Below are 24,956 nucleotides of genomic sequence, written 5' to 3'. Positions count from 1 at the left end.
AAGGAGACGAGACGATGAATAAACCCCTGTCCGTCGCAGCCGCGACGGTCTTGAGTATCGCCACCATCCACGCCGCTGACTGGCCCCAGTGGCAGGGGGCGGATCGCACGCGGGTGTCGAGGGAAACGGGGCTGCTCAAGCAGTGGCCCGCGAACGGCCCGTCCGTGGTCTGGACGGCGTCGGGGCTGGGCAACGGCTACGGATCGATGGCGGTCGCCGGCGAGCGCGTCTACGTGCAGGGCACGCGCGGCGGCAACAGCATCGTCGTGGCGCTGAACCGGGCTGACGGCAAGGAAGTGTGGTCGAAAGCGCTCGGCCGGAGCGGCGATGACGATCGCGGGCCGGGTCCCCGCGGCACGCCGACCGTGGACGGCGACCGCCTTTACGTGCTGACCGAGAACGGCGATCTCGCCAGCCTCAAGACGGACGGCACCGCCGTGTGGCAGCGCAACATCCTGCGCGAGTTCGGCGGCCGTCAGCTCCAGTGGCTGATCAGCGAGTCGCCGCTGGTCGACGGCGCGCACCTCGTCGTCAGTCCCGGCGGGCCGGGCGCCGGCATGGTGAAGCTGGACAAGATGACGGGCAGGACGGTGTGGCAGGCGAGCGAACTGAGCGACCCCGCGGGCTATTCGTCGGCGATCGCCGCCGACGTGCAGGGGGTGCGCACCTACCTGACGTTCACCGCCGGCGCGGGCGTTGGCGTTCGCGCGTCGGACGGCAAGGTGATGTTCCGCTACGACCGTGCCGCGAACCGTGTCGCCAACATCACGACGCCGGTGTTCTTCGAGAACAAAGTGTTCTTCACCTCTGCGTATGACACCGGCGCCGGGCTGGTGAGCCTGTCGGCGCAGAACGGCGCCGTTTCCGCGCAGGAGGTGTACTTCACGCGCGAGATGAAGAACCATCACGGCGGCGTCGTCCTGCACAACGGGTATCTGTACGGCTTCGACGACTCGATCCTGACCTGCCTCGAGTTCGCGAGCGGCAAGCGGATGTGGCGGGATCGCAGCGTCGGCAAGGGATCGCTGATTCTCGCCGACGGCGATCTCTACATCCTCGGGGAGAACAACACCGTCGGCCTCGCCGCCGCGAGCTCGAGCGGATATCAGGAGAAGGGCCGCTTCTCGATCGCGGACAAGGGACTTCCGAGCTGGGCGCACCCGGTGGTGAGCGGCGGACGGCTGTATATCCGCAACCAGGATTCGCTCATGGCGTACGACGTCAAGGCGAAGTAGACGCATGGACGCTGCGATCCGCGATCACCTCGCCCGCGCCCTGGCGTGGGAAGACGCGCACGTCGGCATCGACAAGGCGCTCGCCGGCATTCCCGCCGACAAGCGCGGCGCGCGTCCGCCGGGCTTCGAGCACTCGCTGTGGCATCAGCTCGAGCACATCAGGATTGCGCAGGAGGACATCCTGGATTTCTGCGTCAAGCCGAAGTACGAGCACACGATGAAGTGGCCGGACGACTACTGGCCGGCGGCGCCGGCGCCGCCGGACGGCAAGGCCTGGGACGAGAGCCTCGCGGCCTACGTGCGCGACCGCAAGACGCTCGAACGCCTCGCGCGCGAGACGCCCGATCTCACCGCCCTGGTGCCGACCGGCAAGGGGACGCAGACGTACCTGCGTGCCCTTCTCCTCGTCATCGATCACGCCGCCTATCACGTCGGCCAGATCGTCGAGCTTCGACGCGCGCTCGGCATCTGGCCGTAGCAGTCCCGCCCGTACGGGTGATGCGCCATCGCCGCGATCCGCGAGAGGATCGCGGCATGGCTACCACCTCTCTCCTCGCCCAGCTCTCGAACGAATTCGCCGGCATCGCCGCGGCCGCCGCGCCGTCCGTCGTGCAGGTGCACGGACGCCATCGCCCCGGCACCGGCGTCGTCTTCGCGGAGAACGTCGTCTTGACGACGACGAGATCGATCGGACGCGACGAGGGATTGCGCGTCGTCCGGCCGGACGGCTCCGCGGCGGAGGCGGAGCTCGCCGGCTGGGACCCGGCGACGAACCTCGCCGTTCTGAGGGTGCCCGATCTGGGGCTGTCGCCGTTCGAGCCGGCGGAGCAGCCGCCGCGCGTCGGGAGTCTGGCGCTCGCAGTCGCGCGCTCGTGGAGCAACGCGGTCACCGTCAGCGCCGGGATCGTGTCGGTGATCGGCGGCCCGCTGCAGACCGGACGCCGGCGGACGATCGACCAGATCTTCCGGACCACCGCGCCGATGCACGATGGCTTCTCCGGCGGCGCGTTCCTCGATTCGGCCGGCGCGCTCGCCGGGGTTGCCACCGCGGCGCGGATCCGCGGACTCGGCGTCGTCATCCCCGCGGGCATTGCCTGGAAGACCGCGGCGGCGATTCTCGAGCACGGCGGCGCGCGGCGCGGATACCTGGGGGTGGCGGCACAGCAGGTGCAGATTTCAGCAGAGTCGGCCGGCGGGCGCGATCGGGGGGCGCTGGTCGTCGCCGTGACTGGCGGGAGCCCGGCGGCACGGGGCGGCGTCATAGTAGGTGACGTGATCCTCGACCTGGACGGTCAGCCGGTGGCTTCGCCCGACGATCTGCTCGATATTCTTCGCGGCGATCGTGTGGGGCCCCCGTTGACGCTGCGCGTGCTGCGGGGCGGCGTTCCGGCCGATGTCACGGTGACGCTGGAGGAGCGGCCTGCGTGATCCTCGCGTAGTCCTCGTCGGTCCGCCGGCGGTCCGCGCGCGTCTGCGCACGCTTCTGAACGGCGCGCTGCCGATCGCGGCCGAGGCGCGGGATGCGTCCGAGGCGCGGGCGGTGGGCGGCGACGTCTGGATCGTCGCCCCCGACGAGGCGCCGTGGTCCGGCGCAGACGACTTCGTTGCCGCCGAACCCCTCACCGCGCGCGAAGTGCAGGTGCTCGAGCTGCTCGCCGAAGGACTGTCGAACAAGGGGATCGCGGCGCGGCTGGGGATCAGCGATCAGACGGTGAAGTTCCACGTCGCGTCGATCGCGGGAAAGCTGGACGCGCCGTCCCGGACCGCGATCGTGCGGCGGGCGGTGCGGCGCGGCTTGATCGCGCTCTGACCGTCTTCATTTTGCTTCCGCCGGGACGACCGTGAGCTGCCGGCGTGCGCCGCGCCGCAGGACGACGACCGGCGTCGGCACGCCAATCCGCTCTTCCGTCAACAGCTTGTGCAGCTCGTCGATGCCCGGAACCAGGCTGCCGGCCATCGCGATGATGATGTCTCCTTCACGGAAGCCGGCGGTCTCCGCAGGGCTTCCGGGCTCCACCGCGGCGACCTGCACGCCGGCGGCGGCGGCCACCTGGTGCGCGCGGGCGAGCGCGGCCGGCACGGTGACCGTCTGGCCGGCGAACCCGATGACGCTGCGGCGGATGCGGCCGTCGCGCATCAAGCGCGCGGCGACATACCGCGCGGTATTGCTCGCGATCGAGAACGACAGCCCCTGGGCGCCGAGGATGATCGCGGTGTTCACGCCGATCGCGCGCGCCCGCGAGTCGATCAACGGACCGCCCGAGTTCCCCGGGTTCAACGCGGCGTCGCTCTGGAGGATGTCGTCCATCAGGCGCCCCGTTCGCGACCGCAGCGATCGTCCAAGCGCGCTGACCACGCCGGAGGTGACGGAGTGCTGCAGTCCGTGCGGCGTGCCGATGGCGATGGCGATCTGCCCCACTCGCACCGCGCGGGAGTCCGCGAAGGCAATCCACGGCAGCGGCCCGGCGTCGCCGTCCCGTCCAGTCACTCGCAGGACGGCGAGGTCGGTGTGCGGATCGTCGCCGACGAGATCCGCCGCGAGGGTGCGTCCGTCAGGCAGCGCGACGGTGATGCGGCCGGCACCCCGGATGACGTGGCTGTTGGTGAGCAGGAAGCCGTCGGGCGTGAACAGGAACCCGGATCCCTGCCCGCGGCCGGCTTCAATCCGTCCGACGGCCGGTCCGGCGACGTCGACGGCGCTGACGACGGTGCGGGAGAAGTCGTCGAGCAGATCGGCATCTGACCACGCATCGGGCCGGGCCGGCATCTCCGGATCCTAGCGATCCGGTCGGCGTCCCGCCTCACCCATTTGGGCGGTGCGGATGCGCCCCGGCCCGCGTCGCCGTCCACGGCGGCCGCCCGGCCGCCGCGCTGCCGGATCTCCTGCACTCCCGCGTCCCGCGCTCGCGGCGGTTGCGAGCCGCGAGCAAGACCCGCGCCCCGGGGAGTGGATGGGCTCGAAGGTGCCCTCGGCGCGATGCGGCGATAATGGCGCCGTGATTGCGATCGCCCGCCGCGCCGCCGACAGTACGCAGTTTCAGCATTTCATCCTCGCCGTGATCGTTCTCGCCGCGATTCTCATCGGGGTCGAGACGTCGCCGGCGCTCACGGCGCGGTACCGCCCGATCATCGCCGCGGCCGAGGTCCTGATTCAGGGCATCTTCGTCATCGAGATCACGATCCGCCTGCTGGCGTGCTGGCCGCGCGTCGGGGCGTTTTTCAGAAACGGCTGGAACGTTTTCGACTTCGTCGTCGTCGCCGCGTCGCTGCTGCCGCAGGCCGGCCCCTTTGCGATGGTCGCGCGCCTCGCGCGCCTGATGCGGGTGACCCGCCTGGTCTCGACCTTTCCCGAGCTGCGGCTGATCATCGGCACCATGGTCCGCTCCATCCCGTCGATGGGGCACGTGATCCTGCTGCTCAGCCTGCTGCTCTACGTCTACGCCGTGCTCGGCTTCCATTTCTTCCGCGAGGCCGATCCGGCCCATTGGCGGTCGCTGCCGGCCGCGCTGCTGACGCTGTTCCAGATGCTGACGCTGGAAGGCTGGGTGGAAATCCAGGCAGCGGTGCTGGGCACCTATCCCCTGGCCTGGATCTATTTCAGCAGCTTCGTCTTCGTGGCCGTCTTCGTGGTCGTCAACCTGTTCATCGCGGTGGTCATCAACAACCTCGAGTCGGTCAAGCACGAGCAGCAGGCGGACGCTGACCGCGAGAGCGTCCATCGCGGCGTGCTGGAGGCGATCGAGGCCGCCCGGCAGCGGCTGGCGGAGGTCGAGGCGCGGCTTCGGGCGGGGCGGTAGGCCGGGGACTGTTGCCCGGGCGGCATCGGCCGATAAGTGGCCTGACGGGTCTGCCCGCTCCATGAAGATCCTGTACGTCACACCCGACCGCGACGCCGCTGAGGCGGCTGTCCGTGCGTTGCACGGAACTGCACAGAACGTCGCGCTGGCCACCGCGGCCAGCCCGGCCTCGGCGGTCCAGTGGCTGGACGGCAATCCGGACGCCGCGGCCGTCGTCGTGGCGGTCCCCGGCGAGAGCGCCTGGTTCGTCGACCGGATTCTCCCCAGAATCGTCGGCCACGCGGCGGATCGCGATCGGAACCGCCGGCACCTCCTCGCGCGGGCGCTCAGCGAGGCCGAAGCCGAAGCGGCCGGTCGGGTCGCCCGCGTCGAGGCGAAGCACAACGCGTCGCTCGCCCGCGAAGCCCGGTTGTGCACCGCATTGCAGCAGCGCGTCTTCGAGCTGGAAAGCGCGCTGCGCACCGCCGAAGAGCGCCGGACGGCGGAGGCCGGCGCGTTCGCGGATCAGGTCGCCAAGCGACACGCCGAGTTCACGGCCAGCCTCACCCAGACCCTGCAGGCGCGCGATGGCCTGGCGATCGATCTGGCCGCGGCGACCGCAGCCCTCGACGAAGCGCAGGAAGCGCGAGCGGCCGAGCGCGCGGCGGCCGCGGAGCGCCTGCAGCGGCGCGAAGCCGAACTCGGCGGCGCGCTGCACGAAGCGGGGACCGCCTGCACGATCCTGGCGCGCGCGCTCGAAAAGACGGAAGCCGAGCACCGCCAGGCGCAGGCGCGATCGGACATCGAGCTGGCGGCGGCGGTCGAGCGTCAGTCCGCGCTCGAGGATCTCCTCGGCCAGGAAGCGGATCGCCGGACCGGTCTCGAGCAGAGGCTCGCCGCGGCCGAGGCGGCGCTCGAAGACGCGCGCGACCGGCACACGACGGAACTGGCCCGCGCGGCGGCACGGCTCGCCGACGTCCAGGCCCAGTACGACGCCGCCGCAAGCGAGCACGCGAGCGAGCGCGCGTCGCTGCAGCAGCAGCTCGTCCGGACCGAGGCCGCGGCCGCCGAGCATGTCGCGCGCCGCGAAGCAGAGTTCGCGTCCGCGCTGGTGGAAGCGGGCATCGCGCGGGCGACGCTGGAACGGCGGCTGGAAGAGCGGGACGCCGAGTATCGCGACGCGCGGGAGCGGGCGGAAATCGAGCTCGCGCAGGCAGCGGAGCGTCAGGCGGCCCTCGAAGACCTGCTCGCGCAGGAGGCGGACCGTCGAGCCGGTGCCGAACGCAAGCTTGCCGCCGCCGAGGCCGCTCTGGACGATGCGGTCGAGCGGCACAGTGCGGAGCTGGAGCGCGCGGCCGATGCGCTTGCGGCAGCGACCGTGCGGGAAACGGAATTATCGACGCGCCTGACGGGCCTGCGCATCGAAACGGCGCGCCGCCGCCGCCGCCTCGCGCGCGCGCTTCGCGTGCAGCGCGCCCGCGGCCGCGAGCAGAGGCGGGCGGTCGACGCCCACGTCGCCGAGCTGCGCGGCGAGCTGACCCGCGAGCGCGAGCAGCGCGCCGAGGCGCTGCGCGACGCCCACGAGGCCCACGAGGCGCACGAGCGCACGCGGCTCACCGGCGCGGCGGAAATCCAGCGCGTCTCGACGGAGTACGATCACCTGCGCGGGTCGTTCGACCGGCTGCAGACCGCGTTCCAGACGCTCGAAGAGATCGCCGGCGAGCACGCGGCGGAACGCGCCCGGCTCGAGGGCGTGGTGGCGACGCGCGACAGCGAGCTGACCGCACAGGCACAGCGCCATCGGGCCGCGGAGCAGGCCTCGCAGGCCGCGTTTGCGGAAGCCGAGGCCGTGCTGCGACAGTCGCTGGCCGCGAGCGGCGCGGATGTCGCGCGGCTCGAGCACGAACGTGACACGCTGCGCACGGCGCTCGACGCCTCCCGCGCGCACGCCGACGCGCTGCGCCGCGACGCCGCGCTCGTCCCCGATCTCCAGATGCAGCTCGAAACCAGCCAGAAGGAGCGCCGCCGCGAATTCGAGCGCGCGCCCTACGGCCTGTGCCACTGCACCCCCGAGGGCGTCATCACCGACGCCAACCACACCTTCGCCGCGATGCTGGGCGTGCGCCGCCCCGACGAGCTGCGCCACGTCGAGTTCGCCGCGGCCGTCGTCGACTGCGCCGGCGATCTTGGCTGGCTGCTGGAGCGGACGCGGACGGTCCGCCGGACCGAGTCGGTGGAAACGGTGTGGCAGACGCGGGACGGCCGCGATCTCGTCGTCCGGCTTCATGCCGCCGCGACGGCAGCCGGATCGGTGGAGATCGTCGCCGAAGACGTGACGCGGGTGCGCGCGCTGGAAGAGCGGCTGCGGCTGGCGCAGCGCATGGAAGCGGTGGGGCGCCTGGCCTCCGAAGTGGCGGCGACCTGCGACGCGCTCCTCGGCGACGTGGCGCGCGGCGTGCGGGAGTGGGCGACGCTGAGCGGCGGCGCCGACGCCCTGCGGCAGGGAGATCGGCTGCTCACCGACGTGACGCGTACCGCCAGCTACTTGCGCCAGCTCGGCGTCTACGGCGATCAACAGGTCCGCGCGCTGGCGCCCGTCAGGGTGCAGCGCGTGCTGAGCGATCTCGCGCCGGTCCTGAAGCGGGTCGTCGGCGATCGCATTGCGCTGGTGCTCACGAAATCCTCGGGCGCGTTCGACGTCGACGTCGAGGCCGAGCGGCTGGAGCGGGTGCTCGTCAACGTCGCCGGCTACGCTCGCCAGCGGATGCCGCACGGCGGCCAGATGCGCATCGACGTGGAAGCGACGGCGCTCGGGCGCCGGTTCGTCAGCCGCTACCCGCACGTGCGTCCCGGCCACCACGTGTTGATCACCGTGACCGAGCTGCCGGGCATCGGCGGACCGCGGGGGTTCACGGCAGGCGAGGCGGTACCCCTGGATCGGCCCGGCGTCGAACTGACCGCGCTCGTCGATCTCGTCGGCACCTGCGGCGGGCATCTCTGGCTGGAGGCTCAGCCGGCCGGCAATCTCGTCGTGAAGATCCACCTGCCGCGCCGCGCGTCGGCTGCCGGTCCCGAGAGACGAGCACAGAACGCACGGTCCGATCGCGGCGGACGTCTGTCCCGCTGGTTCCGTGCCGCCCCTGCCCTTCGGCTCCGCGCCTAGGCGCTCGCTTTCCTCATCAACATCGAGATCGGCCGGCGGGCCCGGGTTCCGATCGGAGCCGACTGCGGCCGCTGCTGAAACCTTTGCCGTTCAGTCCGCAACGGTCCCGGCCGCGCATCCGTCTAATGCATGACTCGATATGAAACGGCTCCTCTTCCCCCTGGCGCTCTGCCTCTGTGTTGGCCAGGGCGTCTTCGCACAAACCCCGGTTGAGTACCGCGTGCCGCGCGCGTCGGCGCCGCCGAAGCTGGACGGCGTGCTCGACGACCAGGCGTGGACGCAGCCGCCCATGCCGACCGGGCAGTGGGTCTCCTACAACCCGAATCGGGGCGACAACATGCCGGACGTCTACAAGACGGACGTTCGCATCGCCTATGACGACCGCAACATCTACTTCGCCTTCCACTGCCTCGACAACGAGCCGGCGAAGATCCGCACGAACGTCGCCAAGCGCGACGCCGCGTTCAGCGACGACTGGATCGCCATCAGCCTCGATTCCGCCGGCACCGGGCAGGCGGCGTATCACCTCTTCTCCAATCCGAGCGCCAGCCAGATGGACGCGCTCAACACCTCGGCGTCGGGCGAGCAGTTCGATGCCGACATGGTCTGGTTCAGCGCCGCCAGGACCACGAGCGACGGCTACGTCGTCGAACTGCAGATTCCGCTGCAGACCCTGCGCTTCGCCGGGGGCGACGAAGTCCGGATGAATCTCGTCTTCTTCCGGAAGGTCAGCCGCATCGGCTATTCGTACGCGTGGCCGGAAATGCGGCCGGGGCAATGGGTCTTCGATCGTCCGTCGCGGCTGGTGTTCGGCAACCTGAAGCCGCGGCGTCTCGTCGAGCTGCTGCCGAGCGTCACCTACGGCGTCAATCAGCAGCGCGACGCGGCGAAGAACTGGGGTCCCGCCGACGACAAGTACAACTTCGGCGCCAGCGGCAAGCTCGGAATCACGTCCGGCATCACGCTCGACGGCACGATCAACCCCGACTTCAGCCAGGTCGAGAGCGATGCGTTCCAGGTCCAGGTCAACCAACGCTTCCCCGTGTTCTTCTCCGAGAAGCGTCCGTTCTTCATGGAAGGCATGGGCCTCTTCAACATCGCCGGCACCGGCGGCGACGGCAACATGCGCACCGCCGTCCACACCCGCCGCATCGTCGATCCGATCTACGGGTCGAAGCTCACCGGAACCATGGGCAAGACCGCCTTCGGCGTGTTGAATGCGGTGGACGACAGCCCGACGCCGCCGTTCACGATCGAGGGGGAGCCCATCGACGTGGCGAACAAAGTGACGACCGTCGGGCGAGCGACGTATGGGCTGCAGCGCTCCGACTACGTCGGCGGCATCTTCACGCACACGCAGCATGACGGCCGGCGCAACCTCGTCGGCGGCGGGGACCTGTCGCTGCGGCCGTCCGAGGCGCACTCGTTCTCGGCGACGTTCCTCGCCTCGCGCACGAGCGATCCGCGAGGCGCCGAATCCTCGGTCGCCGGCAGCACCGCGCAGGCGACCTACACCTACGCGACGCGGCGCTGGTTCAGCACCAATCAGGCGGAGCACTACGACAAAGACTTCGTGATGGACACGGCGTTCTACAATCGCACCGGCTTCACCAGCGTGTGGTCGTTCAGCGAGCTGAACTTCTATCCCAAGTCTGCCTGGCTGCAGCGGATCCATCCGTTCTACTTCGCGAAGTACGGCCGCGACCGGATTCAGAACGGCGACGAGGACTACCTGCACACCGGCATCCGCTTCAACCTCACGCGGCAGGGTTTCTTCAACTTCTCGCACGGCCGCGGCCACGAATCGTGGAAGGGGACGAAGTACCGGATCGGCAGCGACTTCAACTTCTTCGGCAACATGCAGCCGCTGGGGTGGCTGTTTCTGTCCGCCAGCTACGGCGGCGGCCCGGCGATCTTCTACGACGAGACCGCGCCGTTCCAGGGGCGCGCGCGCTACTACGGCGTGGAGACGACGATCCGTCCGAGCCAGCACCTCTCCCAGGATCTCGAGTTCAGCCGGAACCGGTTCTGGCGTCCCGAAACGGGCGCGCAGGTCTACGCGGTGAACATCGTCAACGCGAGGACGACGTATCAGTTCGACAAGCATTTCTTGCTGCGGATGCTGGCGCGCTACGACAGCTCGCAGGACCGCGTCCTGACGGACTTCCTCGCGTCGTACGAGTTCGTGCCCGGCACGGTGTTCCATGCCGGCTACGGATCGTTGTACGAGAAGGGCTTCGGATCCGTCGAGCCGGCGTCGACGCCGCGCTACGTCATGATCAACCGCGGACTGTTTCTCAAGGCCTCATACCTGCGGCGTTTCTGAGGGCGCCTTCACCGCGAGGCCGGGACTGACGCGTGCCGCGACCTGCAGCCGCGGCTTCCGGGGACTGGGGTCCGGGCGTCAGAAGGTGAACGAGGCGCCCAGCGCCAGGCTGCCGGCGGTCTCGCGGAAGCGAGGCCGCAGCTTGTAGTTCGTCTCGCTGACGCCGCTGGCCTTGTCGAACCACATCGCGCGGTAACGGTAGCCGGCGGTGATGCCGACGCGCGGGTGCACGAACACCGCGACGCCCAGTTCGCTGTTGACGCCGAACCCGCGGAAGGTGCCGTCGGCCACGTCGGGATCCAGGAAGCTGCCATCCTTCACCGTGAGCCACGGCGCCGACAGCCCGACCAACCCGTACGGCTGGATGTGGCCGCGGGTCAGGAAGAAGATCCGTTCGTCGAAGTTCAGCGAGTGGAACGTGGCCTCCCCGCTGATATCGAGGAACGTGCCGACGTGCCGGGTCTGTTCGTAGCCGATCTCGAACGCGCCCCGCGTCGTCCGGAACCCGACGAGTGCACGAACGGACGTCTTCGCCTTCAGGCGCGGCAGGATCATGAACTCTTCGCCGTCGACCTGCTTGTAGACGGTCGCGCCGTCGAAGGTGAGCCCGTCGAGGGTGAAGTTGGGAACGCCGGACACGGCGAGGTAGGCGCCGTTTCTGGCGAAACCGTCGGACTGTTCCTGGCTCCACGCGGCGGCCGGCAGGGCCAGCACGCAGAGCGCCGTGATCGTGAGTGCGCGCATCGTTGAAGCCATGCCCGGCGGCTCTCCAAACCGGATGCCGCCGGCGTACGGCCGGAGATCCGCGCGTTGCGGCCGCCGCAGGCGGATCCGTCGCGCCGCGGCGGGACGAGCCGTCTCAGAACCGTAAGCTCCAGGACAGAACCGTCAGGGACGGCGCCGCGCCGGCCTGCGGCAATGCTGGAGCGCCTCGGGGTTCACGACGTTGATCGGGCGCCCCTGGTGGTACGCCACGATCTGATCGAAGACGTCCGAGAACTGGATTTCGAATTCGTCCCGCGTCGCGTACCCGATGTGCGGCGTGCACAGGACGTTCGGCATCATCAGCAGCGGGTGAGCCGGATCGCGCAGCGGTTCCTGTTCGAACACGTCGACCGCAGCGATCCCGGGGCGTCCCTCGGCGAGCGCGCGAACGAGGGCGCCTGGTTCCACCAGGCCGGCGCGGCTGGTGTTCACGAACAGGGCCGACGGATTCATGCAGGCCAGGTCGGCTCCGGTGACGATCCCTCGGGTTTCCTCGACGAGGCGCAGGTGCACCGAGACGACGTCGGACTGCTGGTACAGCGCGGACTTGCCGGCCGCGATCTCGCAGCCGTCCTGTTCCGCGCGGCGCCGTGACGCGTCGCGTGCCCAGACCAGGACACGCATGCCGAACGCCTTGCCGTAGCCGGCGACGGTGCTGCCGATGCGTCCGTAGCCGTGGATGCCCAGCGTCTTGCCGCGCAGGGTCGTTCCGAGGCCGCACTGCCACGCGCCGGCGCGGAGCGACTGCATCTGCTGCGGAATCTGCCGCGCCGCCGCAAGGATCAGCGCCCATGTCAGTTCCGCGGCGGCATACGAAGGCGTGCCCGGGTGCTGACTCGACGACACGATCACGCCCAGCCTGGTGCAGGCATCGACATCGATGTGCGGGTACGCGCTGCGTTGGCTGATCAACTCGAGCGCCGGCAGCCGCGCGAGCAGCGGCTCCCTGATCTCGGTCCGTTCGCGGATGAGGACCAGGACCTGGGTGTCTTTGAGGCGCTCAGCCAGGGCGCCGGTGTCCTGAACGTGATCGTTCCAGATCTCGACCTGATGCCCGTCCAGTCTGCGAAAGCAGGGCAGGGTCCGGAGCGTATCGAAGTAGTCATCGAGAATCGTGATCTGCATGGCGATGCTCGCGTCGTCTCACCCCAGTGTGAGCGTGACCGGGCCGAGGCGCCGCCCCCAGTGGCCGCACACGGCTCGTACACCGCCCATACGCCCGGCGGTAAGATGGTCGCGTCATGACCGTCAGCGCTCCCCGCACGTTTGGGGTGCAGCTCAGGGCCTTGCGCGAAGCCGCCGGCTACACGCAGGAGGAGCTCGCGGCCATCGCCGGGCTGTCGGTCCACGGCGTCAGCGCGCTCGAGCGCGGCGAGCGGCGCCGTCCGCAGCTCGAGACGGTCCGCGCGCTGTCCGCGGCGCTGGATCTGACCGGCGACGTTCGCGACGCCTTCCTCCAGAGCGCGCGCGGATCGGCGGGGACTGCGCCGGGCGACGATTCGCTGCCGCTCGCCCCGACACCGCTTCTCGGGCGCGAGCCGGACGTCCGGCGGCTCGCCGAATGGCTCGCGGATCCCGAGGTTCGTCTGGTCACCCTCACCGGACCCGGCGGGGTGGGGAAGACGCGCCTCGCGCTCGAAGTCGCCCGCCGGATCGCCGGGGACGGGGCCACGCGGGTGATCTTCGTCCCGCTGGCGGCGATCCGCAGTCCGGCGTTCGTCGCGTCGGCGATCGGCGACGCGCTCGGACTGTCGAACGTCACGGCGGCCGATCTGTCCAGGCGCGCGCGGGCGGCCGGGGCCGATCGCCGCACGCTGCTCGTGCTCGACAACTTCGAGCAGGTGATCGAGGTCGCGCCGCTGCTCGCCGATCTCCTGCTGTCGGTCACGGCCCTTCAACTGCTCGTCACCAGCCGCGCGCCGCTGCACCTGCGCGGCGAGCGGGAGTTCGCGGTCGGCCCGCTGATGCTGCCGCCCGACTGCGATCGGATGCCTGCCGACGAACTGGCGCGGATACCCGCCGTGCGGCTGTTCGTCGAGCGGGTGCGCGACGTGCAATCCGGCTTCCGGCTCACGCCGGAGAACGGGGCCGTCGTCGCTGCCGTATGCCGCCGGCTCGACACGCTGCCGCTCGCGCTGGAGCTCGCCGCGCCGTGGATGAAGACGCTGACGCCCGAGGAGCTGCTCCGGCGGCTCGAGCAGGACGTGCTGCTCTCGACCGTCGGCCCGCGCGATCTCCCCGAGCGGCAACGCACGGTGGTCGCGACCGTGGCATGGAGCTATCAGCTTCTGGGTCCGCCCGAGCAGCGCACGTTCAGGCAGCTCGGCGTCCTGCCGGACCGTTTTCCGATCGAGGCCGCCGCCGCGGTCTGCGCGGGACGTGATGGCGTGCCGCGGTCCACGGACGAGGCGCTTGGGACCGTCGCCGGTCTGATCGACAGAAGCCTTCTTCTGCGCGGCGACGCGCCGGCGTCGACGCGGCCGCTCTTCGTGATGCTGGAGACGGTGCGCGCGTTTGCCGGCGCCGAACTCCGCACGGCGGGTGACTACGACGCCGCGATGGAGGGGCTGACGCGCTACTGCACTGCCGAAGCCGAACTCGCCGGGGCGGGGCTGATCGGACGGGCGCAGGCCGAGTGGCTGGGCCGCGTCCAGGACGATCTCGAGAGCTACCGCGCCGCGCTCACGTGGCTGATCGAGCGCAACCGCCCCGGCGACGCGGCCAGGATCGCGTGGCCGCTGATGTTCTTCTGGTTGATCCGGGGGCATGCGCCGGAAGGGCAGCGGTGGTACGAGCAGATTCTCAGCCTCCGGCTCGTTCCCCAGGGAGCCGAGGTGCGAACGCTCATCGGTGCCGCCATCATGTTGTACTGGCAGGGGGAACATGCGCGAGCCCTCGACGCGGCGGCGCGCGCGATGGGGCGTGCAGAAGCGGCGGCGGACGAGGAGATGATTGGCCAGGCGGCGCATCTCCTCGGCCACGTCGAATTTGCGCTCGGCCGCCCCGACGCGGCGCGGGTTCGATTCCTGGACGGCGCGCGGCGATTTCGCGCGGCGGCGATTCCGTGGGGTGCCGGACTGTCGTTGAGCGGCCTGGCGCAGGTGGCGCTGGCCACCGGCGACGCCGTCGAGGCGGAACGTCTCCTCGACGAAGCCGCGGCGGTGCTGAAAGACGAAGGCCCCTGGTTCCACGCGCTGGGGGCGTACATCCGCGCGATGCTGGCGCTGCGCCGCGGCGAGGTGGATCGCGCGATCGCGCTGGTGCGCGAGAACCTCGCGCGTATTCGCGATCTGCAGGACAAGGTCGCGTACTTCTACAGCCTCGTTCCGCTCGCGGCGGCGGCGGCGCTCAAGGGGGAGGACGCGTGGGCGGCCCGGATCTTCGGGGCGCGCGACGCGATCAGCGCGAGCACCGGCGTCAACGTCAGCGACCCGACGATCCTGGATCTGCACGCGGCGGCGGAACGCGAGGCGCGAGCCCGGCTCGGCGCCGATCGATGGGCGGCCGCCTACGCGGTGGGGCGCGAAGCCTCGGTCGACGCGCTGTTGGACGACATCGATCGGATGACGCGCGCCTGACGCGGCATCACAGCTTCAGCCGGGCCAGGTATTCGAGCGACCGCGGGATCTGCTTCTCGGACTCGGGATGCTCGTCCTCGATGAAATGCAGCTTCACGCCGGCCGCGTTCGCGGCGCGAAGCACGTCCGCGATCCCGACCATGCCCTCGCCCAGAGCGACGCTGGTGTCGTCGGGGGCGCTGCCCGTCGGCTCGTTGATCTTCGTCCCCTTGCGCATGTCCTTGAGGTGCGTGGAAGGGAAGCGGTTCGGGTACTTCGCGAACAGTTCGACGGGATTGCCGCCGCCGTGCACCACCCAGAAGACGTCCATCTGGAAGTCGACCACGCCCGGCTCGGTCTGCCGGGCGAGCGCGTCGAACAGCGTCCCGTCGGGTCCCTGCTGGAACTCGTAGCCGTGCACGTGATAGAGGAACCGCAGGCCGGCATCGCGCATCGCCCGTCCCGCCTGCGTGAAGACCGGCACCGCCTTGTCGACGTCGGCTCGTGAAAACCGCCCTTCGTGCGGGATCCATGCGCACATCACCTGCTGGGCGCCGAGCGTCCTGGCGTCCTTGATGACGCTGCCGGCGTCCTTCGCGAGCTGATTGAAGTCCCCGCCGGTGGACGCGATCCGCAGGCCGGCCTTCTTCACCTGCGCGGCGAAGTCCTCGGGGCTGAGCTTGTACGTGCCCGCCGCCTCGACGTCGGTGAACCCCCAGCCGCGCACCATCGCGAGCGTGCCGGCGATGTCCCCCTTCTCGAACAGGTGGCGCAGGCTATAGAGCTGGAGCCCTATCGTGCCCGTCGCCGGATGCTGCAGCGCGCGCTGCGCAGCCAGGCGCTCGAACACGCCGAGCGGCGGCAGTGCGGCGGCTCCGGCAAGCGTCTTGAGGAACGTGCGTCTGGTCGTCATGTGGGCAATCCTATTTGAAGGTCGTCAGCAGCCGCTGGAATCTGGGGTCGTCGCGCAGGTTTGCATAGTCGGGATCGCGCTCCAACCAGTCGCGCTGGCCGAAGCCGAGCGCCGAGACGCGCTCGAGCAGCGCGATGGCGCGCTCGGCATTTCCGAGCTTGGCCTGCAGGCAGGCGCCGTTCCCGAGTGCGCTCATGTCGTTCGGGTTCAGCTCGAGCGCGCGCTGCGACCAGTCGACGGCGCGCTCCGCGTGCCCTTCCTCCAGCAGGTACAGCGCGCCGAGCGACATCGCGCGGCCGTCGCGCGGATTCAGCAGCAGCGCGTGTTCGGCGCGGCGGATCCCTTCGCGCCTCCACGCCGACGCCTCGTCCTCCCGCCCCAGCATCTTGAGCGACTGGGCGAGCAGGAACGGACTCTGGAAATCCTCGTGGCGGATTTCCGCCGCCTTCTTGAACAGGGTGGCGGACCCGGGAACGTCGCCGCGCGCGAAACGCGTCCGCGCGTAGCAGTAGTAGGAATCGAACAGGTTGGGGTTGAGACGGATCGATTCCTCGAACTCGCGCGCGGCGTCCTCGTAGCGCCGCATCAGCCCGAGCGCGCAGCCTCGCGCCACGTGCGCCTCCGCGAGATCGGGTGCCAGTTCGAGCGCGCGCTGACTCGCGCGCTCGGCGCCGGCAAGATCGGCGTCCTTCGCGCCGAACCACTCGTACAACGTCGCATGCGCGCTGGCGAGTCCCGCGTAGGCGGGGCCGTAACGCGGCTCGAGCTCGATCGCGCGCCTGAACAGGTCGACCGCGCACGTCAGATCCTCGTGTTGAATCCGGTGCAGGCGCTGGCGTCCCCGCAGGTACAACTCGTAGGCCGCGGGTGCGGTCGCGGCCCGATGTGACGCTTTCCGCTCCCGCGGCGCCGCCGCGCCGCCGCGGAGCGACGCCGCCACGCTCTCGGCGATTTCATCCTGAATCGCGAACACGTCCGTGAACTGGCCGTCGAACCGGTGCGACCAGCGGTGATAGCCGGTCGAGACCTCGATGAGCTGAACCGTCACGCGGAGCCGGTCGTCCGACTTGCGCACGCTCCCCTCGAGCAGCGCCTCGACGTTCAGCTGCTCGCCGACGAGGCGGATGTCCTCGCCCTTGCCGCGGAATTGAAACGAGGCGGTGCGCGCCGCGACGCGAAGACCGTCGACATGCGTCAGCGCGTTGATCAGCTCTTCCGCCAGCCCTTCACAGAGGTATTCCTGATCGTGCGCGGGACTCATGTCCGCGAACGGCAGCACCGCAATCGAGGCGATCGGGCGGACGGTGCGGGCGGGCGCTTCCGGCGCTGCGGGCGCCTCCCGGGAGACCGGCGCGATGAACCTGTAGCCCCGGCGGTGGCGCGTCTCGATGAACTGCGGATGCCTGGCATCGTCATTCAGGACGCGGCGCAGCTCCTGAATACAGGTCGTCAGCGCATCGTCGGTAACGGCGATGTTGGGCCAGACGGACGCAAACAGGTCAGCTTTCGATACCGGGGAGCCGGCGTTGGCGACCAGGGTCTTGAGAACGGCGGCGGCCTTGGGGGTCAGGCGCACTTCGCGCCCCCGGAACCATAGCTGTCCGGTATCGAGCTGGAAGTTGTAGTCGCCGAAGCCGACACTCTGGATCATGGAGCGGCCGGCTCACAGTATATTTCCGGACCGGCCGCACGGACGGGTTATCAGGTGCGAAGCAGCAGCTTCACCTCGCGCGACATCGCCCGGGCGAGCGCTTCGTGCAGCGGTCGCACCGAGGTCAGGTTCCAATTGAAGGATGCGATCTCGTCCGTGGCCTCGAAGAGCGCCAGGCTCGCGGCGTCCCGCTGCTCCTGATATTCGGCGAGCGCGGCGTCGGATTCCGCGCCGATGGCCGCAGCGAGCAGCTCCGCGTCACGCAGGGCGTCGGTGATGCCGTGCGCCGTCAGCGGATCCTTGAAGTATCCGGCATCGCCGACGAGGGCCCAGCCCGGACCGTGCGCGCGCCGGAAGAATCCCTCCTGACCGCCGAATCCGCTGAGACGCGCATGACCCGCACCGTCGATCTGCTTCGCCAGATCCGGTGCGACCCGCGCCAGCAGCTCGCGGAAGGCGCGGTCCGGGCGGTGCGCGAACAGCCGGGTGAACTCGGCGCCCGGCACCGACAGCGAGACGCACACCTGGCCGGCGTTCGTTGGAATCGCCGCCGCGCTCAGGCCCTCGACGAAGTACCACCCGTAACCATCGACGTCGAGCCCGCTCCAGTGGCCATACATCGTCGCGCTCGCATGCCGTCCGACACGGTATGCCGCCGCGTCGACCAGGCGCGCGACGGTCGACCGCAGACCGTCGGCGCCGACCACGACGCGAGACGCCAGGCGATGGACCTCCCCGGCGTCGTTCTCGAGCACCACGCCGGCGACGCGCCCGCCGGCCGTGCGCTGCAGGTCCCGCAGATGGACGCCGAAGACGACGTCGGCGCCGGCCGCGGCCGCCGCGTCGACCAGCAGTCGATCGAGCACGTGCCGCCGCGGCGCGTACAGCGCGTCGATCCCGTCCCGCGGCGCGATCGGCACCGTGACGGCGTCAGCGCCGTAGTAGAACGTCGCTTTCCGCACGGGTGCCGTACCGCTCGCAATCACTTCGGGCAGCACGCGCCATCGATGCAGCTGGACGACGCCGCCGCGCATGAGCGCGTGAGTGGAGAGCGCGTCGGTGCCGTACCGTCCGCGGTCGATCAGGAGCACGCGGTGTCCGGCGCGCGCGAGCAGCAGCGCGGTGGCCGCCCCGGCACACCGCGCGCCCGCGACGACGACGTCATACCGCAATGCGGGAATCGTGTCTCGTATCATGTCCGGGAATCCTCAGAACGCCGTGGCCGAGCCGAACGGCGATGTGCTCCGCCAGCACACGCGCGTCGGCGCCGACCCCGTCGATGAAGGCCGACTTGCGGGTGCGCTGGAACGGAAGGCCCAGCGCGTACACGCCGGCACACGGCGTCACGCCGCCCTGATGCAGCAGCTCCCCACGCGCGTCGAGCAAGGGAAGCTTCAGCCACGGATACGTGCGCGTGTAGCCCGTCGCCCAGATCACGGTTTCGATGCCGGCGTCCTGCAGATCGAGCCCGGTCGGCGCGCTGACGAACTCGGGCCAGAGCGGCTCGAACGGTTCGGCGGCCTCGACCGGCTCGCGGAGATCGCCGGCGGCGCGATCCAGCCGCAGGAGCAGGCTGGCGAGCTTGACGTCAGCCGCTGCCGTGGTCTTCACCAGGTCGTCGTCGAACTGGAGCCGGTGTCCGTCGACTGCCTTCAGGCGGCCGGTCACGATGACGCCGGCGCGGCGAAGCCGTTCGAGATCGATCGTGGCGTGGTCCGGACGGCCGGCGAGCTGAAAAGACGGCGCCTGGCGCGACGTATCCACGTCGAATACCGACTCCACCGTCGCGTCGAGGATACCCGCGCGATCGAGCCACCACATGATGTCGCGTCCGCGATAGCGCCGCGGCGCGCGCAGGTGCTGTCCTGTCGAGATCACCACCTGGCGTCCGCTCGCCTGAATCTCGTCGGCCAGCTGAATGCCGGTGGCGGACGCGCCGATCACGACGACGCCGCCGCGAGGCAGGGCCGCGGGGCTGCGGTAGTCGCGCGGCACGACCTGCAGGACGCCGGCGTCCAGCCGCGCGGCCAGCCAGGGCACGAGCGGCGCATCCGCATAGCCGGTGGCGAGCACGACGTTGCGTGCCAGCCACACCCCGCCGGACGTGGTCACGCGAAACTGGCCGTGGGCCGCTTCGATGGAATCGACTGACGTGCCCGTTTCGAGCGGCGCCGGAAAGGATGTCGCGTAGCGTTCGAAGAACGCCACCACTTCGCTCGTGCTCATGAATCCGTCAGGGTCGGGCCCGTCGTACTTGAAGCCGGGAAGACGGCTCATCCAGTTCGGCGTGAGCAGGCGGAGCGAGTCCCACCGCTCGCTGCGCCAGCGCTCGGCGACCCGGCCGCGCTCGAGCACCACGTGTTCGATTCGCATGGCGGCCAGACAGCGGCTCATTGCGAGCCCCGCCTGGCCGCCGCCGACGATGAGGACGTCCGTTCGGCGCACGGTGGTTCAGCCGGCGTTGACCGACAGAGAGACCGGAACGCCGTTGGTCAGCACGTCGTACACCGCGGAACGGGCCCGCGACTGCTCGACGATGTCCTGCAGCTGCTCGGGGGTCGCGTCTCCCTTGATCGAGAAGCTGGCGCGGATGCCCTGGTAGCCGTTGCGAACCTCTTTCGACATCCCGAAGATGCCGAGCAGGTCGATGTCGCCTTCGATCGTCGACTCCACTTCACGCAGCGTGATGCCGCGCGCCGCCGCGATGTTGGCGATGCCGCCGGTGATGCAGGACGCCAGCGCGTGGAGCAGGTACTCGACCGGGAGCGGCGCGCGATCCTCGGCGACGAGGACCGCGGGATGGTCCGCCGCCACCTTGAAGGCGGTCTTGTGCGCGTGCTCGCCGCCGGCTCCGGAGAAGGTGGAGATCGTCGACTCGCTGAGCGTGCCGTTCTGCCACCGGTTCCGGGCGCGGAACTGGAACTTGGCCAGCTCCGGCTGGCCCTTGACCGCGTCCAGCGTGGCGAACAGGGTCGGGGTGTCGACGCCGTTGAGCGGGAGGCGCTCGCGGCGTGTCTTCAACGTCGTTTCGACTGGCATGATGTCCTCCAATTACTCAGGGATGGGAAAGCAGCGGAAGAGAACGACCGAGGGCTGCTGGTGCGCCCGGCCGCAGTCGGCCAGATAGCCCGGCACCTCCGACGTGGGCACGCCGGTCCTCAGCGGGTAGTCGTAGTTGAAGCCGTCCGCGTACTCGAAGTGGACCACGATCGTCCACAACTGCGACGCCGGCTGAGCCGCGGCGGCGACGGCGGGGACGCCCACCAGCGCCGCCACGGCGGCCGCCAATACACCAGAGAGAAGCTTGCTTTTCATCTTGTCCTTCCTCTTGCCCGTTCATCGGGCGATGTCCAATTGCGATGGGCACAGAGTAGGAGGGGGGGCCGGTTGGAGTCCCGAGAACCGGCCGGGATTAGTCCGGGATTGCGGCGGGAGTCGGGCAGGGGGCCTGTGCGATTACCGAACGAGTTCCGCCGTCACACGTATATCTCCTTCCAGGACTTCCCTCGCCAATGACATCCATTCAGGAACTGCGTCACGCCTTCCGCCTGCTCTGGAAATCGAAGGGCATCACCGCCACCACGCTGATCACGCTGGGCCTGGGCATCGGCGCGACGACCGCGATCTTCTCGACGGTCTATTCGCTGATGCTGAAGCCGCTCCCGTATCACGAACCGGATCGGATCGTGGAGCTCTACACGTCGGCGTCGAAGGCGGGGCTGCACCACATGCCCGCGAACGTGCCGTTCTACCTCGACTATTCGAAGAACGCGACCTCGTACGAGCGCCTCGGACTGTGGACGTTCTTCTATGGCCTGGTCGGCGACAAGGACGCCGTGGTCCGCGTGCCCGGCGTGCGGATGACCGCCGAGATGTTCGACATCCTGCGGATCCAGCCGTTGATCGGCGCCTTCTTCACCACGGAGCAGAACCGGCCCGGCGCCGACAAGGTCATCGTGCTCACGCAGTCGTACTGGCAGACCCAGTTCGGCGAGAGTCCGGACGTTCTCGGCGCCGAGGTGCGCATCGACGACGAGGCGTACAGGGTCGTCGGGGTGGCGCCGCGCGTGCTGGAAGCGTTCGACGCGCGGATGAAGTTCGTCGTGCCTCTGAGCTGGACGCCCGCGCAGGAGAATCCGCAGGGCCGCTACGGCGTCGGCCTGCAGTTGTTCGGGCGCCTGAAGCCCGGCGTGACCGCCGGGCAGGCGGACGCCGAGGCGAAAACGCTGGAGAAGCGCTACGTCGATGCCGGACCGCCGCAGCTGAAAGCGTTCGTGGACCGGTCGGGCATGACCATGAACGTCGGCGGCGTGCAGGAGCAGCGGGTGCAGCCGGTGCGGCCGACGCTGCTCATGCTGCAGGGGGGCGTGGCGTTCGTGCTGCTCATCGGCTGCTTCAACGTCGCCAACCTCCTGCTGGTGCGTTCGAACGCCCGGCAGTCGGAGATGGCGATTCGATCGGCGCTCGGCGCGGGGCGCGGCACGATCGCCCGGCAATTCCTCCTCGAGAGCCTGCTGCTGACGTCCCTCGGGTCCGCGCTCGGCCTCGCCGTGGCGTGGGGCGCGCTGCGCGTCACGAACATCTACCTGGCGAGGATGATGCCGCAGTCGCTGCCGGCGTCGCTCGACTGGCGCGTGCTCGGGTTCGCGGTGGCGCTGGCGATCGCCATCGGTCTGTTCATCGGCCTCATCCCGGTGTTCCACATCGTCCGCACCAATCTCGCGTCCGTGATCCAGAGCAGCTCGCGCGGCTCGTCCTCGAGCCGCGGGGTCCGCGCGCTGAGCAGCGTGCTCGTCGTCGCGCAGGTGGGCGTGGCGCTGATGCTGCTGACCGGCGCCGGCCTGCTGATCCACAGTTTCGCGCAGGCGCTGCGCGTCGACACCGGCCTCGACGCCGGGAGCGTGGTCACCGCGCGGATTGCCTTGACGCGGGAGCACCGCGCCAGCGACGAGGCGGCCAGCAAGATCCGCGAGCGTCTGTTGCAGGGGATGCGCGAGATTCCCGGGGTGACGTCGGTCGCGCTGTCCGCGTCGACGCCGTTCCAGGGCGGACTGCCGATCAACGCCTTCACCCTCGAGAACGATACGCTGCCGCCCGGCTCGCCGCAGCCGGGCGCCTACCGCGTGATCGTGACGCCGGGATATCTCGAGACGCTGGGGCTCAGGCTGGTGGAGGGACGCTTCTACGAAGAGGCGGACACCGCCCCCGGCCGACGCACGTTCGTCGTCGATCAGAGCTTCGCGCGGAAGTTCTTCCCGAACCGGTCCGCCGTCGGAGGACACTTCAGCTTCGGCGGACGGCCGGCGAAGCCGGAAGACTGGCCCACCATCGTCGGCGTCGTGAAGGACGTGCCGCACAACGGCGTGGAAGAACGAAGCGGCAACCCGTTCGTGTACCAGGTCGTGCAGGGGGGACGGCCGGGCGGGTTCACGATGTTCATGCGCACGTCACGCCCGGCGGGCGATGTGGTCTCGGCGCTGCGCGCCAAGGTGCGCGAGATCGATCCCAAGCTTCCGCTGTTCGACGCCGGCGGCCTTCAAGAGGCGGTCGATTCGTCGTTTGACAACCGCCGCGCGGTGATGCTGCTGCTCGCCGCGTTCGCCGGTCTGGCGCTCTTCCTGTCGGCGCTCGGCATCTACGGCGTGCTGGCCTACGACGTGTCGCAGCGGACGCGCGAGATTGGCGTGCGCAGCGCCATCGGCGCGTCACGCGGGCAGATTGCCGGGCTGATCCTGCGGCAGGGGCTGTGGAAAGGGGGCATCGGCGTCGCGCTGGGTCTGGTCGGCGCGGCGCTCCTCAGCCGCTCGATGACGAGCCTCCTGTTCAACGTGCGTCCGACCGATCCCGCGGTGTACGCGGTGGTGTCGTTCGTGCTGATCGGCGTGGCGCTCCTCGCCAGTTATCTGCCGGCGCGGCGCGCGGCGCGCATCGATCCGTTGATTGCGCTGCGCGACGAATAGCCGCCCAGCCCCTTGGCGGCAGCCGCCGGGATCTCAGCTCTCCACTCGGTAGATCTCGCGCCGGCCGCTCTCGACCAGGTCGTGGTAGTCGGCCATCGTCTTCTGCAGCGCCTGATTGGCCATGAGGCTCTTCTCGAGGGCGAAGAAGTCGTCGATTCTCTCGACCTTCGCTTCCGCGACGAGCGTCCAGAACGGCTCGCCCGACACATCCGTCAGAAGGCGCATCGGCTCGTGTCCCATCTCCTGCAGCAGTGCCGAGATGTGTTTGAACTTGTCGGCCATCTGGCGGACCTTTCCCGGTTTGCAGTGCAGGACCTCGCGAATTACGTACATGACGTGCTCCTCTCGCGTTCATTTGCCGCAGCCATGATGCGGCCGATGTTGTCGTGCGACATGAAGTCGGGGAGGGGAATGGCGCCGGTGATCGCGGACAGAAACGCGTTGGTGGCGTCCTGGTTGTGGCGCAGCGCCGCGAACAGCGCGCGCATCTCGGGCGGCGCCGGCTCGAGCGCGGCGAGATGGGTGGTGAACTCGTACATCGGACGGACGCGTTCGTTGCGCGCCGCTTCGTGCCCTGCCATGACCTCCTCGAACGCGCCGTCGCCCGCAAGCCACTTGCCGAGCGCTTCGGCGAGCAGTTCCGCGTCGATGAAGGCGTCGCTGATCCCTTGTGCGGTGATTGGATCGCGGTTGTAGCTCGCGTCGCCGGCCAGCGCCCAGCCGCGCCCATAAGGCTTGCGGAAGTAGCCGGGGACGCCGGCCGCCCCGTACCATTTCTCCTCGCGGCGTCCTTCGCGCATCCTGGCAAGAAAATCCGGCGCGCCCTCCAGCGCCCGCCACACGTGCCCTTCGATGTCGCGGCGGACGGCGGGGAAGTCCCTCGCCGGCCAGTTCACCATCAGGAGGTGCAGATCGTCGTTCGTCGGCGCCCCCCCGAACGCGACGTGATCCCGCACGTACAGCTCGATGTCGTCCTGCCGCACGCCGCTCAGGTACGTGTAGTACCCGCACGCCGCGGCCGGCTCCACGTCGTACTCCGGCGCCTTGACGGCTCGAGCGACGAACGAGTTCACACCGTCCGCCCCGACGACGATCCGCGCCCGCTCTTCGACCGGCTTCCTGCCCCTTGCATGTCCGCGAATGCCGATGACGGTTCCATCGGCGACGATCAGTTCATCGACCGTGAAGCTCTCCCGAACCTCCACGCCGGACTCCGCCGCTGCGCTGACGAGGAGCGCGTCGAGCACGGTGCGGCGCGGGCAGAAGCCGCCCATCCCGTCGTTTGCGTCGGGAATCGTGCCCGACAGCGCGAAGGGACCGACGTCGAACCGCATTCGCCGGCAGATCGGCGGCACTCGTGTCGCGGCGAGCCGCTGAAGCAGTCCCCACCGCCCGAGGATCTCGGCGCCGTGAGGCCAGAGAATGTGGGTCGAGATGGTGTCGCTCGGGAAGCTCGCCTTGTCGACGAGCAGTACCTTGAATCCGCGGCGCGCCAGCAGCATGGCAGCCGGCGAGCCGGCACAGCGGGCGCCGACGACGATGGCATCGAACATCGTGAACCTCCGCGCCGCCAACCCTACCCGACCGCCGGAGCGGCGGGCATCGGACGG

General features: G+C 69.7%; 20 protein-coding genes. 9 read left to right on the top strand and 11 right to left on the bottom strand.

Annotation, left to right across the window (positions count from 1 at the left end; genetic code table 11):
• Positions 1–14 precede the first annotated feature (14 nt).
• From VFK57_11670 to VFK57_11655, 4 genes are all read left to right on the top strand, one after another.
• Entirely contained in the window at positions 15–1,235 is a 1,221-nt protein-coding gene (locus VFK57_11670) for a PQQ-binding-like beta-propeller repeat protein (GenBank protein HET7696360.1), read from the top strand.
• A 4-nt stretch (positions 1,236–1,239) separates the two neighbouring features.
• The gene (locus VFK57_11665) at positions 1,240–1,713 is read left to right on the top strand and encodes a DinB family protein (protein ID HET7696359.1); all 474 of its coding nucleotides are present in this window, start codon (positions 1,240–1,242) and stop codon (positions 1,711–1,713) included.
• A gap of 56 nt (positions 1,714–1,769) precedes the next feature.
• Positions 1,770–2,663 (top strand): trypsin-like peptidase domain-containing protein, encoded by an 894-nt coding sequence (locus tag VFK57_11660; GenBank protein ID HET7696358.1) that lies wholly within the window; start codon positions 1,770–1,772, stop codon positions 2,661–2,663.
• Between the two features lie 112 nt (positions 2,664–2,775).
• The gene (locus VFK57_11655; GenBank protein ID HET7696357.1) at positions 2,776–3,045 is read left to right on the top strand and encodes a response regulator transcription factor; all 270 of its coding nucleotides are present in this window, start codon (positions 2,776–2,778) and stop codon (positions 3,043–3,045) included.
• Positions 3,046–3,051: 6 nt separating this feature from the next.
• Here the strand turns inward: VFK57_11655 and VFK57_11650 are convergent, their stop codons facing one another.
• On the bottom strand, positions 3,052–4,002 hold the full coding sequence (locus VFK57_11650; protein HET7696356.1) for a trypsin-like peptidase domain-containing protein: 951 nt from the start codon (positions 4,000–4,002) through the stop codon (positions 3,052–3,054).
• Positions 4,003–4,231: 229 nt separating this feature from the next.
• Here VFK57_11650 and VFK57_11645 point away from each other — a divergent pair, with 229 nt between their 5' ends.
• From VFK57_11645 to VFK57_11635, 3 genes are all read left to right on the top strand, one after another.
• Positions 4,232–5,032 (top strand): ion transporter, encoded by an 801-nt coding sequence (locus VFK57_11645; protein ID HET7696355.1) that lies wholly within the window; start codon positions 4,232–4,234, stop codon positions 5,030–5,032.
• A 61-nt stretch (positions 5,033–5,093) separates the two neighbouring features.
• A complete protein-coding gene (locus VFK57_11640; protein HET7696354.1) occupies positions 5,094–8,174 on the top strand; it encodes a hypothetical protein in 3,081 nt (1,026 codons plus the stop codon).
• Positions 8,175–8,313: 139 nt separating this feature from the next.
• Positions 8,314–10,500: a DUF5916 domain-containing protein gene (locus VFK57_11635; protein ID HET7696353.1), complete on the top strand. Its 2,187-nt coding sequence runs from the start codon at positions 8,314–8,316 to the stop codon at positions 10,498–10,500.
• Positions 10,501–10,578: 78 nt separating this feature from the next.
• Here the strand turns inward: VFK57_11635 and VFK57_11630 are convergent, their stop codons facing one another.
• A complete protein-coding gene (locus VFK57_11630) occupies positions 10,579–11,244 on the bottom strand; it encodes an outer membrane beta-barrel protein (protein ID HET7696352.1) in 666 nt (221 codons plus the stop codon).
• Positions 11,245–11,388: 144 nt separating this feature from the next.
• Positions 11,389–12,390, bottom strand: coding sequence for a D-2-hydroxyacid dehydrogenase family protein (locus VFK57_11625; GenBank protein ID HET7696351.1), 1,002 nt, complete (start codon positions 12,388–12,390; stop codon positions 11,389–11,391).
• Positions 12,391–12,506: 116 nt separating this feature from the next.
• Here VFK57_11625 and VFK57_11620 point away from each other — a divergent pair, with 116 nt between their 5' ends.
• On the top strand, positions 12,507–14,843 hold the full coding sequence (locus VFK57_11620; protein ID HET7696350.1) for a helix-turn-helix domain-containing protein: 2,337 nt from the start codon (positions 12,507–12,509) through the stop codon (positions 14,841–14,843).
• 7 nt (positions 14,844–14,850) lie between these two features.
• Here VFK57_11620 and VFK57_11615 read toward each other — a convergent pair whose 3' ends face one another.
• Genes VFK57_11615 through VFK57_11590 form a run of 6 tightly spaced genes read right to left on the bottom strand, consistent with a single transcriptional unit; the run spans position 14,851 to position 20,701 of the window.
• Positions 14,851–15,735, bottom strand: a complete 885-nt coding sequence (locus VFK57_11615) for a TIM barrel protein (protein ID HET7696349.1) — start codon at positions 15,733–15,735, stop codon at positions 14,851–14,853.
• A gap of 10 nt (positions 15,736–15,745) precedes the next feature.
• Positions 15,746–17,386 (bottom strand): winged helix-turn-helix domain-containing protein, encoded by a 1,641-nt coding sequence (locus tag VFK57_11610; GenBank protein HET7696348.1) that lies wholly within the window; start codon positions 17,384–17,386, stop codon positions 15,746–15,748.
• A 50-nt stretch (positions 17,387–17,436) separates the two neighbouring features.
• Positions 17,437–18,582 carry an FAD-dependent monooxygenase gene (locus tag VFK57_11605; GenBank protein ID HET7696347.1) on the bottom strand — a complete coding sequence of 382 codons (1,146 nt, stop codon included), beginning with the start codon at positions 18,580–18,582 and terminating at the stop codon, positions 17,437–17,439.
• Complete coding sequence (locus tag VFK57_11600; GenBank protein ID HET7696346.1) at positions 18,548–19,831, bottom strand: NAD(P)-binding domain-containing protein; 1,284 nt, start codon at positions 19,829–19,831, stop codon at positions 18,548–18,550. The genes VFK57_11605 and VFK57_11600 overlap by 35 nt, the downstream gene beginning before the upstream one ends.
• Before the next feature lie 6 nt (positions 19,832–19,837).
• On the bottom strand, positions 19,838–20,425 hold the full coding sequence (locus tag VFK57_11595) for an OsmC family protein (protein HET7696345.1): 588 nt from the start codon (positions 20,423–20,425) through the stop codon (positions 19,838–19,840).
• A 12-nt stretch (positions 20,426–20,437) separates the two neighbouring features.
• Positions 20,438–20,701, bottom strand: a complete 264-nt coding sequence (locus VFK57_11590) for a hypothetical protein (GenBank protein ID HET7696344.1) — start codon at positions 20,699–20,701, stop codon at positions 20,438–20,440.
• A gap of 197 nt (positions 20,702–20,898) precedes the next feature.
• On the opposite strand from VFK57_11590, the gene VFK57_11585 reads away from it, so the two are divergent.
• Positions 20,899–23,346, top strand: coding sequence for an ABC transporter permease (locus tag VFK57_11585; protein ID HET7696343.1), 2,448 nt, complete (start codon positions 20,899–20,901; stop codon positions 23,344–23,346).
• 33 nt (positions 23,347–23,379) lie between these two features.
• Here VFK57_11585 and VFK57_11580 read toward each other — a convergent pair whose 3' ends face one another.
• A complete protein-coding gene (locus VFK57_11580) occupies positions 23,380–23,679 on the bottom strand; it encodes a hypothetical protein (GenBank protein HET7696342.1) in 300 nt (99 codons plus the stop codon).
• Positions 23,670–24,899, bottom strand: a complete 1,230-nt coding sequence (locus VFK57_11575) for an NAD(P)/FAD-dependent oxidoreductase (GenBank protein ID HET7696341.1) — start codon at positions 24,897–24,899, stop codon at positions 23,670–23,672. Before VFK57_11575 ends, VFK57_11580 begins: the two co-directional genes overlap by 10 nt.
• Positions 24,900–24,956: the final 57 nt, after the last annotated feature.

The organism is Vicinamibacterales bacterium (assembly GCA_035699745.1).
In the GTDB taxonomy this organism is placed as follows: Bacteria; Acidobacteriota; Vicinamibacteria; order Vicinamibacterales; family 2-12-FULL-66-21; genus JAICSD01.
The sequence above is the reverse complement of the archived record's forward strand: the minus strand, read 5'-3'. Positions and strand labels throughout refer to the sequence as shown.